The 11,993-nt window shown below is 71.0% G+C and carries 11 protein-coding genes and 1 riboswitch; of the genes, 3 read left to right on the forward strand and 8 right to left on the reverse strand.

Features of this window, described 5'->3' with window-relative positions; translation table 11 throughout:
* Positions 1 to 30: 30 nt before the first annotated feature.
* Positions 31 to 1,362: an NsdA family TPR-like regulatory protein gene (locus E1300_RS08170; RefSeq protein WP_503104931.1), complete on the reverse strand. Its 1,332-nt coding sequence runs from the start codon at positions 1,360 to 1,362 to the stop codon at positions 31 to 33.
* A 178-nt stretch (positions 1,363 to 1,540) separates the two neighbouring features.
* Complete coding sequence (locus tag E1300_RS08175) at positions 1,541 to 1,993, reverse strand: GNAT family N-acetyltransferase (protein WP_131756315.1); 453 nt, start codon at positions 1,991 to 1,993, stop codon at positions 1,541 to 1,543.
* Between the two features lie 161 nt (positions 1,994 to 2,154).
* Here E1300_RS08175 and E1300_RS08180 point away from each other — a divergent pair, with 161 nt between their 5' ends.
* Positions 2,155 to 2,484, forward strand: coding sequence for a WhiB family transcriptional regulator (locus E1300_RS08180; protein WP_131756259.1), 330 nt, complete (start codon positions 2,155 to 2,157; stop codon positions 2,482 to 2,484).
* A 4-nt stretch (positions 2,485 to 2,488) separates the two neighbouring features.
* Here E1300_RS08180 and E1300_RS08185 read toward each other — a convergent pair whose 3' ends face one another.
* Entirely contained in the window at positions 2,489 to 3,412 is a 924-nt protein-coding gene (locus E1300_RS08185) for an NADPH:quinone oxidoreductase family protein (protein WP_131756260.1), read from the reverse strand.
* 129 nt (positions 3,413 to 3,541) lie between these two features.
* On the opposite strand from E1300_RS08185, the gene E1300_RS08190 reads away from it, so the two are divergent.
* On the forward strand, positions 3,542 to 4,171 hold the full coding sequence (locus tag E1300_RS08190) for a rhomboid family intramembrane serine protease (RefSeq protein ID WP_131756261.1): 630 nt from the start codon (positions 3,542 to 3,544) through the stop codon (positions 4,169 to 4,171).
* Here the strand turns inward: E1300_RS08190 and E1300_RS08195 are convergent.
* The 5 genes from E1300_RS08195 to E1300_RS08215 all read right to left on the reverse strand — a co-directional run bounded on the left by E1300_RS08195 (position 4,152) and on the right by E1300_RS08215 (position 9,370).
* Complete coding sequence (locus E1300_RS08195; protein WP_131756262.1) at positions 4,152 to 4,904, reverse strand: SDR family oxidoreductase; 753 nt, start codon at positions 4,902 to 4,904, stop codon at positions 4,152 to 4,154. The genes E1300_RS08190 and E1300_RS08195 overlap by 20 nt on opposite strands.
* A 114-nt stretch (positions 4,905 to 5,018) precedes the next feature.
* Positions 5,019 to 6,479, reverse strand: a complete 1,461-nt coding sequence (locus tag E1300_RS08200) for a hypothetical protein (RefSeq protein ID WP_131756263.1) — start codon at positions 6,477 to 6,479, stop codon at positions 5,019 to 5,021.
* Positions 6,480 to 6,629: 150 nt separating this feature from the next.
* On the reverse strand, positions 6,630 to 7,415 hold the full coding sequence (locus E1300_RS08205) for a sporulation protein (RefSeq protein WP_131756264.1): 786 nt from the start codon (positions 7,413 to 7,415) through the stop codon (positions 6,630 to 6,632).
* 143 nt (positions 7,416 to 7,558) lie between these two features.
* Positions 7,559 to 7,885, reverse strand: a complete 327-nt coding sequence (locus tag E1300_RS08210; protein ID WP_131756265.1) for a DMT family transporter — start codon at positions 7,883 to 7,885, stop codon at positions 7,559 to 7,561.
* A 35-nt stretch (positions 7,886 to 7,920) separates the two neighbouring features.
* Positions 7,921 to 7,983, reverse strand: a riboswitch (guanidine-III (ykkC-III) riboswitch).
* Positions 7,984 to 8,038: 55 nt separating this feature from the next.
* Positions 8,039 to 9,370, reverse strand: coding sequence for a UDP-glucose dehydrogenase family protein (locus E1300_RS08215; protein WP_131756266.1), 1,332 nt, complete (start codon positions 9,368 to 9,370; stop codon positions 8,039 to 8,041).
* Positions 9,371 to 9,967: 597 nt separating this feature from the next.
* Between E1300_RS08215 and E1300_RS08220 the strand changes: the two genes are divergently transcribed.
* Entirely contained in the window at positions 9,968 to 11,800 is a 1,833-nt protein-coding gene (locus E1300_RS08220; protein ID WP_131756267.1) for an acyl-CoA dehydrogenase, read from the forward strand.
* The last annotated feature ends 193 nt before the right edge of the window (positions 11,801 to 11,993 follow it).

Below are 11,993 nucleotides of genomic sequence, written 5' to 3' on the forward strand. Positions count from 1 at the left end.
TCCCACCCACCCGGACACCGCCACCGGGGGTCAGCGCACGCCTGCCGCACCTCCGCGCGGCGGCCCCGCGCTCCTCTGATCGGCGTACGTGGTGCGGGAGGCTTCGCGGAGGGGGCGTGCTTCCGGCAGGCCGAGGGCTTCGAGCGCGATGATGATCTCCGCCGCGCGCCAGTGGTTGGAGGGCACGAGCCGACCGCTGGCCACGACCTGCATGGTGGTGTCCATCGCCTCCTCGGGCTGGCCCGCCGCCAGCAGGGCGAGCGCCAGGTCGAGCCGCGCCGCGAGGACCCGCCGTGGACGTGCCGTGCCCTCAAGGCGCCGCAGGGTGCCCCGCGCGTACGACTCGGCCGCGGGATCGCCGAGCCACGAGAGCGTCGTCGCCGTGTACGCGTCGCTCTTCGCGGGGTCGTACCGGTAGTGGTGCTCTGGACGCTCGGGCGTCGCAAGCGGCGCGACGAGGCTCTCGACCCGTCCGAGCGCGTCGCGGGTCTCGCGGCCGGTGCCGAGGCGCGCCCACGCACGGCCCTCCTGAGCCGTCGCCTGGATGAAGGCCGAGCCTCGCTTGGGAGCGGCCTGCTGCGCTCCCTGGGCCAGCGTGACGGCCCGCTGGTAGCGCCCGTCGGTGAGCGCCTGCCAGGCGTGCGTCTCCAGCGTCCAGGCGAGGATCTCCGGGTGCTCGGCGTGCTCGGCGAGCTGGGCCGCCGTCCGCAGCCGCGCCGCGGCCTCGGGACGCCGCCCGAGGTCGATGTCGCAGGTGGCGGCCAGCAGCGACAGCCATCCTCCGACGGCCACGAGCCGCCGCCGCTCGCTCAGCGTCATCCGCGCGTCCATCAGACGGCACACGTAGCCGAGTTGCCGCCGCGTCCGGACCAGCAGCTCATCCGGCGCCGACCGCGGGTAGGCGGACGCGAGCTCGTCCACGACGCCTTCGAGGGTGACCAGCGTCTCCCCGCCCACATCGCTCGCCGCCGCACGCCGCGCCAACTCCAGCGCCTCGAACTCGTCGTCGGTGCCGTCCGCGATAGGCGGCCGGCCGGTGCCGAAGAGCTCGTCCTCGGCCATGTCGAAGGCGCGGGCGTAGAGAGAGCGATAGCGGGGGCCGACGGCGTGTTCGCCCGCTTCGTGGCCGCGGATCGTGCGTTCGAGGTCCCGGCGGCGGGGCACAGCCGTTGCGCTACCCGGGCCGGTGCGACCTCGCGGAACAGCTCGGCCAGGTCGGAGACGACCAGACCGCGCTTCTTGCGCTCGGCCCGCAGCCGCTCGCCCACACGCTTGCTGCCGGACATCCCGAAGCACCTCGGATATTCGCGGAGACGGCCCGCTTCCTCGCTTACCAGCGATTATCACGATGACCTGCGGCACGCGTCACCGCTTCACTGACAGTGACCAGGTGAGCACAGCGGCGGGTCGTGGTGTCGATGAGCGGGCGGGTCGAGTACGTCGAGTTGGGCGTGGTCGTCCAGGGTGGGAGTCCCCTGGCGCCGTGTCATGACCTCGCGGGTGCGTGCGCGGGTCGGAGCGGGCCTGCGGTGGGTGGGCGTTACCTGAGGTGGTACTTCATGCCCATGTGGGACGGGCGGAAGCCGATCTTCTGGTAGAAGCGGATCGCGTCGGGGCGCTGGCGGTCGGTGGTGAGCTGCACGACGCGGCAGCCGCGGGCGCGGGCCTGCTCGATGGCCCAGGTGATGATCGCCTGGCCGACGCCGCGGCCGCGCTGCTCGGCGGCGACGCGGACGCCCTCGATCTGGGCGCGCTCGCCGCCGGTGTAGGTGAGGCCGGGGATGTAGGTGAGCTGGAGGGTGCCGGCGATCTCGCCGTCGATCTCGGCCACGATGAGGGCGTTGTTGGCGTCCTTGTCGATCGCGGCGAAGGCGGTGAAGTAGGCCTCCGGGATCACCTCGCCCGGTGTTTCGCGGGTCATTCCGAGGGGATCGTCGGCGAGTAGCCGGACGATTCGCGGTAGATCGTCCGCCGTCGCCTCGCGGAAGGTCACTTCTTGATCACGCTGCACGACGACCAGGCTATCCGCACGCTAGGTTGCAATGCTCACTCCGACTTGTAGTACTACGACCTGTAGTACTACGTTGTGTGGGTACCACCCCTCACCCGCGAACTGCCGGTGGGCTCATCGACGCGCCGCCGCAGGGAGAAGCCATGCACAACGATGAGAACGAGGAACACTGGACCGACCACGCCATCTGCCGCGGGGCTGATCCCGACCTGTTCTTCCCGATCGGATACTCCGCGCCGGTGCTCCAGGCGCAGGAGGACGCGGCCAAGGCGATCTGCGCGAACTGCCCCGTGGTCGCCGACTGCCTGGCGTGGGCGCTGCGCGTCGGCGAGCCCGACGGCATCTGGGGCGGGACGACGCCGGAGGAGCGCCGCTACCTGCGCCGGACGGCCGAGGCGCCGGCCCGGAGGCGGCTGCCGGTGATCGTCGTCCGCGGGGACGCCTCCGAGAACGAGCACGCGTCCGCGGCCTGAGCGCTCAGGGGATCAGCGCGACCTTCCCGACGATGCGGCGGCCGAGGAGATCGTCCAGGATCTCGGCCGCCGAGGCCAGGGGGGCCGTGCGGGGGGCGACCGGGGCGAGCGTGCCCTTCGCCACCATGGCGAGCAGTTCGTCCAGGAGAGGACGCTGCTCCGCGGGGTTCGCCATCGCCCAGGCTCCCCAGTCGACGCCGATGATGGCGCGATTGCGCAGGAGGACCTGGTTGAGCGGCAGGGACGGGATGTCCCCGGACGCGAAGCCGATCACGATGTAGCGGCCCTTCTCGCGGAGCGCGCGCAGGGCCGGGTCGGCGAGGGATCCGCCGACCGGGTCGTAGACGAGGTCGACCCCTCCGGACGACCAGTCGCGGGCGGCCTTCTTGACGTCCGAGAGGTCGATCGCCTCTTCCGCGCCGGCCTCCAGGGCCGCTCGGCGCTTCTCCGGTGACGAGGCGGCGGCCAGGACGCGTGCTCCGAGGGCCTTAGCCACCTGGATCGCCGCCAGGCCGACGCCTCCGCCGGCGCCGAGGACGAGGATCGTCTCCCCAGGGCGCAGGGACGCCCGTTCCTTCAGGGCGAAGAGAGCGGTGCTGTAACTCTGCGTGAACGTCGCGGCCTGGGCCGCGGTCAGCTCGTCGGGGATCGGGACGGCGGCCTCGGCCGGGACGGCGACGTGGGACGCGAAACCGCCCAGTCCGCACATGGCGAGGACGCGCGTCCCGTCGATCGTCCCGGCGACCTCGCTGCCGGGGATGAACGGGGTCTGCGGCTTGATCTGGTACCTGCCCTGGACGAACAGGGCGTCCACGTAGTTGACGCCCGCCGCCTCCACGGTGACGAGGACCTGGCCGGGACCGGGGACGGGGGGCTCGGTCTCCCGGACGGTGACGGAGCCGAGCTCTTCACAGATCGCTGCGCGCATCCGACCACTATGCCGAACGGTCAGATCGCACCGAAGACGCCCATCCCCGATATGTCGGATGGGCACCTTCCGATGCGTGTGTCCGTTGTCCCGGTGACGGCAGGGTCGAGCAGTTCTACGGTGGCTTCCATGAGCTATACCCCCGACAGGCGTCGCAGCGAGGGAATCGTCCGGCACGGCGCGCGGGCGCTGTCCGCGATCGTCCTGATCGGCATCGTGACCGCGGTGATGTGGGCGCTGGAGCTCTTCGACGTCTACGCGGACGGCAACCGGCTGGACAGGTTCGGCATCCAGCCGCGGGACGTCAACGACCTTCCGGACATCTTCACGGCGCCGTTCATGCACGGGGGGATCTCGCACATCGCGGCGAACACGGTGCCGTTCCTCGTGCTCGGCTTCCTCGCGGCGTTCCGGGGAATCGCGAAGTTCCTGGCCGCGAGCCTGATCGTCATCGTGGTCGGCGGCCTCGGCGTGTGGTTCACCAGCTCGGCGAACACGCTCGGGTCCAGCATCCTGATCTTCGGTTTCTTCGGCTACCTGGTGGGGCGCGGGCTGTTCGAGCGGCGGCTGCTGGACATCGCGATCGCCGTCGCGGTGGTCGCCGTGTACGGGACGATGCTGCTCGGCGTCATCCCGAGCGACCCCGCGATCTCCTGGCAGGGCCACCTGTTCGGGCTCGTCGGCGGCGTGCTCGGCGCGTGGTTCCTGCGCCGCGACACGGCCGCCGACCGGCCGGCGATCAGCTCGGGCGGACGGTGACGTCGGACACCACGGCGTCGCGGGGCGTCTCCAGCGCGGCGACCAGGACGCGGGCGACGGTCGCGGGGGCCGCGAAGTCGTCCTCGGCGTAGGGGTGGCCCTCCTGGGCGCGGACGCTGCGCTGCATCTCGGTGGCCGTGCGGCCCGGGTAGACGGTCGTCACGCGGATCGAGGGCTCCTCGGCCCGGAGCGAGTCGGCGAGGGCGCGCAGGCCGAACTTGCTCGCGGCGTACGCGGACCACTCGGGGTTGGCGCGCAGCCCGGCGGTCGAGTTGACGAAGACGACGTGCCCGGCGGCGGCGCGCAGGGCGGGCAGCAGGAGCCGGGTCAGCTCCGCGGCCGACACCAGGTTGACCGACAGGTGGTCGATCCACTCGTCGGCCTCCAGCTCGGCGACCGGCGACAGGTGGACGACCCCCGCGGCGTGGACGACGCCGTCGAGCCGGTCCGGGAGCACGTCGGACGCGAGGGACGCCTCCAGGCGGCGCGGCTCGGTCAGGTCGAGGGGGATCGTCCGGATCGAGGCGCCGGACGCGGCGGAGGGCCGCGTGCCGGGCGCCGTGCTGATGAGCTGCGTGGCGGCGTGCGCGCCGGTCCGCAGCTTGCCGGCCAGCGCGTCGAGGCGGTCCTGAGCGCGGCCGGTGAGGATCAGGTCGTGGCCGCGCTCGCGCAGCAGCTCGGCGATCGCGGTGCCGATGCCGCCGGTCGCCCCCGTGATCAGATACGTGCCCATGAGGCCCCATTCTCGTCGATCTCGTCCCCGCCCGCCTAACCGGGTGGACGCACCGGACGTCCCATCGGTTCGCTTCCGGGCCGCCGGTTCCGGGCCGGACGGGGACGTGCCAGGTCAGTTCGGGCGGAGGACGCGGGTGACCCCGGCGATAAGGGCGGTGGCTAGGACCCAGCCGGTCGCTACCAGCGCGTAGGCCACCCAGCGGGACCAGCCGGTGGGGTCGAACGCCTGCTGCTGCCCGAAGGTGTCGAGCGGGATGAGGAGGTCGAGGCTGTAGACGAGGGCGTGGAAGGCGGGCCGCTCGTCCGGCTGCTTGATGGCCTTGGGCGGGTCGATGGAGAACACGGTGGTGCCTACGGCGAGCAGTGCGGCGAACCACGCGAACGCCAGCCATGGGCGGTAGCCGTAGCCGACCGTCCAGTCGAGGATGTGGTTCCAGATGCGGCCTATCGGGTTCAGCTTGCGACGGCGCGCGCGCAGCTTGGCCAGTTGCACCTTCCGGGCGAGGTCGTCGGAGCCGACGCTGTGGTACCAGGCAGCGAGCTGCTCGTACGGCTGGAGGTGGAACTGCGGGTCGCGCGACACCCAGCTCAGCCGGTCCTTGAACGTGCCGTGGAAACGCAGGGTCTCGTAGGTGAGGCCGTCGAGGTAGAGCTCGTCCGGCCAGGCCCGCCGGTCGTCCATGATCAGGCTGATCCGGGAGTAGGACAGCGACATCCGTCCCTTGATCTTCTCCTCGGGCAGGAGGAGCAGCTCGTCGGCCTGCAGGTGGCTGGCGTGCAGCGCCATCCGGCCGGGATCGCCGGAGTCGAGCGTCCCGTGGGAGAACGACAGGATGCCGTTGAAGCGGGCGCTCCGCAGCCGGACGGTGCCGCGGGCGACGAAGCCGTGGCTGAACTCGGCGGTGTCCTCGACGACCATGTTCTGGCCGTCCAGGGCGATGCGTCCCGGGTTGTCGAGCGTCGTCCCCTCCATGAAGAGGCCGCCGTTCATCCGGGCGCCGACGAGGCGGACCCCGCCGGTGATCGTCGAATTCCGGATGAACGCGCCTACGTCCACGACGAGCCCGCCGCTGAACAGCGCCCACTTCTCCGGCGCGGTGGCGGTGATCGTCACCTCGTTCATCCGGAGCCCGCCGCCGAGCTGGGCGCGGGGCAGCCGCACCTCGCCCTCGATCACCGATCCGGACAGGCTGAGGTAGCCGTCCGCGCGCAGGCCGCCGCCGTCGAAGCCGGGCATGCGGCACTCGTAGAAGCGGAGCTGGCGGGTCTGCGCGTTGGAGAAGTCCGGTTCCTCCACGATGCGGCACCGCTCCAGGCGGAGCTCGTGCTCGACCGTCCCGCCCTTCAGGTCGAAGTGCCCGATGATGTACGCGCCGCGCAGGCGCAGGGCCGCGACCGCGCCGGGGCGGGTCTCGCCCGCGCCGAGCAGCAGCTGCGTGACGACCTCGGCGCGGACGATCCGGTCAGGGAGCGGTCCGGTGGGACGGTCGTCGCCGAGCACGACCTTGGTGCCGGTGGGGAACGCGGCCCAGAGGCGGCGTTCGGCGTCGTTGAGTCCGGGGGGCTGGGGCACGGAGACCCTTTCTAGGTGAGACCCTCGCTACCGATCAAGCTCCCGATCGGCGGCGGGGTGACTGCCTGGTAACCCCCCGGACGGCGCAGAGCCGTCCTCACGTGCGACAGAGCCGCCCCACCGGGTGGCAGGGCGGCTCTACCGGTCGTCTTAGAAGAAGCCTCGGCGGCGCCCAGCGTCCTGGAGGAAGCCGTCCAGCTGCCGTTCCCAGTCCACGTTGCCGACCGTGGCGTAGTCCACTGTGAAGCGGCTGAAGGCGTCGTGGCCCTCGGTGAAGACCCCGCCGCGCTTGTCGAGCTCCAGCACGACCTCCATGGACTGCGGGTACGACACGAACGTCACCTCAAGCTGGGTGATGCCGCGCGCGTACTGCCCCGGGGGCAGGAACTCGATCTCCTGGTAGAACGGCAGCTCCTGGTGGACGCCCCAGATGCGCCCCTTCTCGCAGTCGGCGTTGCGGAAGCGGAACCCGAGATTGGAGAACGCGGCCAGGATGCGCTCCTGCGCGGGCAGGGGGTGCACGGCGATCGGGTCCAGGTCGCCCGGGTCGATGGCCCCGGCGACCTCCAGCTCGGTGGCGATGCCGACCGTGGTGCCGTGCAGGGGCTGCCCGTACATGTGGGTGAGCGGCGCCTCCCACGGGATGGGGAACTGGAACGGGACGCTGTGCCGGGCGCCCTCCTCCAGCTTGAAGTGCCCGGCGACGGGCATCTTGGCGTACTCCAGGTTGGAGCTGTACTCGCTGTCGCCCGACTCGACCTCGACCCTCGTCCGCAGGGCGAGGTTCACCGCGAGGATGTCGGAGTTGAACTGGCCTCCGATGATGGCGATCTCCCCCGTGACGACTCCCCCCGGCGTCGTGTTCGGGTCGTGCAGGACCGTTTCGATCGACGGCCCGCCGATGCCCATCGCCTGCCGCAGCTTCTTGAAGACCATGTGGCCTGTCCTCCCGTGATCGAGCGCCTCGGGGGCGCTCTCGTCCACTAGACGCCCTCACGGGAGGTTACGTTCCAGTCCGGCTCCATGACCTGCGATCCGACGGGATCAGGGACGGTCGGGCGCCCCCGGCGGCCCGCCGGTCAGTGGGCGCCGCCGCCAGCGAGGTTCAGCCCGACCACCCCGACGATGATGAGCGACAGCGAGACGATCTTGACGGCGGAGACGTCGTCGCCCATGACCAGCATGCCGAGCGCCGCCGTCCCGACGGCGCCGATGCCGACCCAGACCGCGTACGCGGTGCCGACCTCCAGGGTCCGCAGGGCCAGGTTGAGCAGGCCGAAACTGGTCACCGCGAAGACGAGGAAGCCGACGGACGGCAGCGGCGCGGAGAAGCCCTTGCTCGCCTTGAGGCACAGGGCCATCGCGACCTCGAACAGGCCCGCGACGATGACGAGGATCCAAGCCATGGTGGTTTCCTCCGGAAAGACGAGACGGCAACGGTCGCGCGTCGTCTTCGCCTACCGGGTACGGCGCACCTCGTCCGGGAGGACCCGGCTCTCACGCCGCACGGCCCTCACCATGCGTCAACGACCCCCTGTCGGTCGGTGTTCCCTTCCTGATCAGGAACGACCCAGGGCGCGGTACTCCCAGCCGGCGGCGCGCCACTGCGCCGCGTCGAGGGCGTGCCGCCCGTCCACGATGCGCTTGTGCCGGACGACCCGGGCCAGCGCGTCCGGCTCGATCCGCCGGAAGTCCGACCATTCGGTCAGCAGGACGACCACGTCGGCGTCCTCGGCCGCGTCCAGCGCGCTGTCCCCGTAGCGCAGCTCGGGATACGCCTGTCGGGCGTTGTCGAGGGCTACCGGGTCGTAGACCCGTACGTGGGCGCCCAGACCGTGCATCGTGCGTGCGACGTCCAGTGCGGGGGCGTCGCGGATGTCGTCCGAGTTGGGCTTGAAGGCGGCACCCCACGCCGCGATCCGCTTGCCGGACAGTTCACCGCCCAGGAGCTCCCGGACGAGGTCCACCGTGCGCGCGCGCCGGCGGCGGTTGATGTCGTCCACCTGGCGGAGGAACGATACGGCCTGCCCCACGCCGATCTCCTCGGCGCGGTGGGCGAACGCCCGGATGTCCTTGGGTAGGCAGCCGCCGCCGAACCCGAGACCCGGCTTGAGGAACTTGCCGCCGATGCGGTCGTCCAGCGCGAGGGAGTCGGCGAGGTCCTTCACGTCGGCGCCGACCGCCTCGCAGACCTCCGCCATCGCGTTGATGTAGGAGATCTTCGTGGCGAGGAAGGAGTTGGCCGCGACCTTGACCAGTTCCGCCGTGGCAAGGTCGGTCCGCACGACCGGGGTGCCGAGGTCCAGGACGGGCTTGAACGCCGCGCGCAGCCGCTCCTCGGCCCAGTCGGACGCGACGCCGAAGACGAGCCGGTCGGGACGCATCGTGTCGTCCACGGCGAAGCCCTCGCGCAGGAACTCGGGATTCCAGGCGAGTTCGACGTCGGTGCCCGCCGGGGCGAGCTCGTGCAGGAGCCCGGTGAGCTGTTTCGCCGTTCCCACGGGCACGGTCGACTTGCCCACGACGAGGACGCGGCGGTCCAGATGCGGGGCGAGGCTCCGCACGGCCGCGTCGATGTAGGACAGGTCGGCGGCGTCCGAGCCCGGCTGCTGCGGCGTCCCCACGCAGAGGAAGTGGACGTCGCCGAACGCGCCGGCGTCCTCGAACGAGGTGGTGAAGCGCAGGCGGCCCGACTCCAGCGCCTTGGCGAGCAGCTCGGGCAGGCCGGGCTCGAAGAACGGGACCTCGCCGGAGGCCAGCTTGTCGATCTTGCCCCGGTCGACGTCCACCCCGAGGACGTCGTAGCCGAGGACGGCCATGCAGATCGCATGCGTGGCGCCGAGGTAACCGGTGCCGATCACGGTGAGCCTCGGGGACCCTGTCGGGTTCATTCGCGCTTCTCCTTCTCCGTTGTGACGGAAGTGGCACTCCCGCAGGCTCTGGGAGCACGGTCCCCACGTCGTGGGCGGGCGTCCGGGCTCCCGCCGCCACAGGCGGTCCGGCGTTGTAGATCTTGTTGTACTCGACGGAGTCGTGCCGGGTGAAGTCGCGCAGGTGGCGGTGTCGTGAGCGGTGCCCGGCCGGTCCCGCCGCGGCCCCGCGCCGGGTGCCGTGCCGGAGCCGTCCGAGCTGTCGGAGATGTCGGATCGCGGACGTCCGGCCGGGTCCCGGGCATGCCGCGACCTGTTTCATAAAGGCCCGATCAGATGGTCGGTACGCCTTTTATGGCTGTTCGTCCTGAATGTCACCTAAAGGGAGCTTTCTTGTGTCCCTGGGCGGGCGTCCGCGGCCTTCCGGTCACACCTCCGCAACCGAATGTGAGTTGTGTCACCTCTGGGGTCGCGCGGCCAGGAGGATGTGGCCCGCCTCCCGTAGTTAGGGGGTTTTGGGTGGTTGCCACTGGTTACCAGCGGGTAGCATGATGTCGAGTTACTGACCAGTACTAAGCGCGGGGCCCCCGGCCGCCGCTGGAGCAGACGGAGTCTCGAATGGGGCACTACAAGAGCAACCTCCGGGACCTGGAGTTCAACCTCTTCGAGGTGTTCAGGCGCCAGGACCTCCTCGGCAGCGGCCCGTACGCGGAACTGGACGAGGACACCGTGCGCAGCATCCTCGACGAGGTGAACCGCCTCGCCGAGGGACCGCTCGCCGACTCCTTCGAGGACGCCGACCGCAACCCGCCGAAGTTCGACCCGGCCACCGGCACCGTCGCGATGCCGGAGAGCTTCAAGAAGTCGTACAAGGCGTGGATGGACGCCGAGTGGTACCGCCTGGACCTCGCCCCCGAGTTCGGCGGCAGCGGCGCCCCCCGCTCGCTGACCTGGGCCGTCGCGGAGCAGGTCCTCGGCGCCAACCCGGCCGTCTACATGTTCTCCTCCGGCCCCGGCTTCGCGCAGATCCTCTGGCACATCGGCACCCCCGAGCAGAAGAAGTTCGCCGAGCTGGCCCTGGAGCGCCAGTGGGGCGCCACGATGGTGCTGACCGAGCCGGACGCCGGCTCCGACGTCGGCGCCGGCCGCACCAAGGCCGTCCAGCAGCCCGACGGCACCTGGCACATCGAGGGCGTCAAGCGCTTCATCACCTCGGCCGAGCACGACATGGCCGAGAACATCTTCCACCTGGTGCTGGCCCGCCCCGAGGGCGCCGGCCCCGGCACCAAGGGCCTGTCGATGTTCCTCGTCCCCAAGTACCTGGTGGACGTCGAGACCGGTGAGCTCGGCGAGCGCAACGGCGCCTACGTGACCAACGTCGAGAAGAAGATGGGCCTCAAGGTCTCCACGACCTGCGAGCTCACCCTCGGCGAGAAGCACCCCGCCGTCGGCTACCTCGTCGGCGACGTGCACCAGGGCATCAAGCAGATGTTCCTCGTCATCGAGTACGCCCGGATGATGGTCGGCACCAAGGCGATCGCGACCCTGTCCACCGGCTACCTGAACGCGCTGGAGTACGCCAAGGAGCGCGTGCAGGGCGCCGACATGACGCAGATGACGGACAAGACCGCCCCGCGCGTCACGATCACCCACCACCCGGACGTCCGGCGCAGCCTGCTCACCCAGAAGGCCTACGCCGAGGGCATGCGGGCGCTCGTCCTGCTCACCGCGTCCTACCAGGACGCCGTGCAGATCGCCGAGCACGAGGGCCGCCGCGATGAGCAGGCCGAGAAGGTCAACGACCTGCTGCTGCCGATCGTCAAGGGCTTCGGCTCCGAGCGCGCGTACGCCCTGCTCGGCGCCGAGTCGCTGCAGACCCTCGGCGGCTCGGGCTTCCTCCAGGAGTACCCGATCGAGCAGTACATCCGGGACTCCAAGATCGACACCCTGTACGAGGGCACCACCGCCATCCAGGGCCAGGACCTGTTCTTCCGCAAGATCCTGCGGGACAACGGCGAGGCGCTGAAGGTGCTGGCCGGCGAGATCAAGGCGTTCGCCGAGAGCGAGGCCGGGAACGGCCGCCTCAAGAACGAGCGCGCTCTCCTCGCCAAGGGCCTGGACGACGTGCAGGGCATCCTGAACCCGATGATCGGGTGGGCGCTCGGCTCCATGGAGGACCCGAAGGAGCTCTACAAGGTCGGCCTCAACTCCTCGCGGCTCCTGATCGCCCTCGGCGACCTGATCGTCGCCTGGCTGCTGTGCCGCCAGGCCGACGTCGCGCTGACCGCGCTCGGCGGTGACGTCTCCGACTCCGACAAGGCGTTCTACACCGGCAAGGTCGCGGCCGCGCAGTTCTTCTGCCAGACCGTCCTGCCGCGCCTGGCGTCGGACCGCGCCGTCACCGAGGCCACCAACCTGGACATCATGGAGCTGCCCGAAGAGGCCTTCTGATCGTCCGCCGGACGCGGCCTCTCGCCTGCCCGCCTGGGGCCCCGTCCGGCGCCTGAGTCCTGCCTCGCCTCCCGCGGGCTGGATGCGGTCGGCCCCCGCCACGCCCACGTGGCGGGGGCCGCTGCGCTCCCGGGACGGGGCCGCTGCGCTCGCGGGATGGCCTGGAGCCGGGGTGCTGCGCTCCCGGGGCCGG

It is taken from the genome of Actinomadura fibrosa (genome assembly GCF_900659615.1).
GTDB lineage: Bacteria > Actinomycetota > Actinomycetes > Streptosporangiales > Streptosporangiaceae > Spirillospora > Spirillospora fibrosa.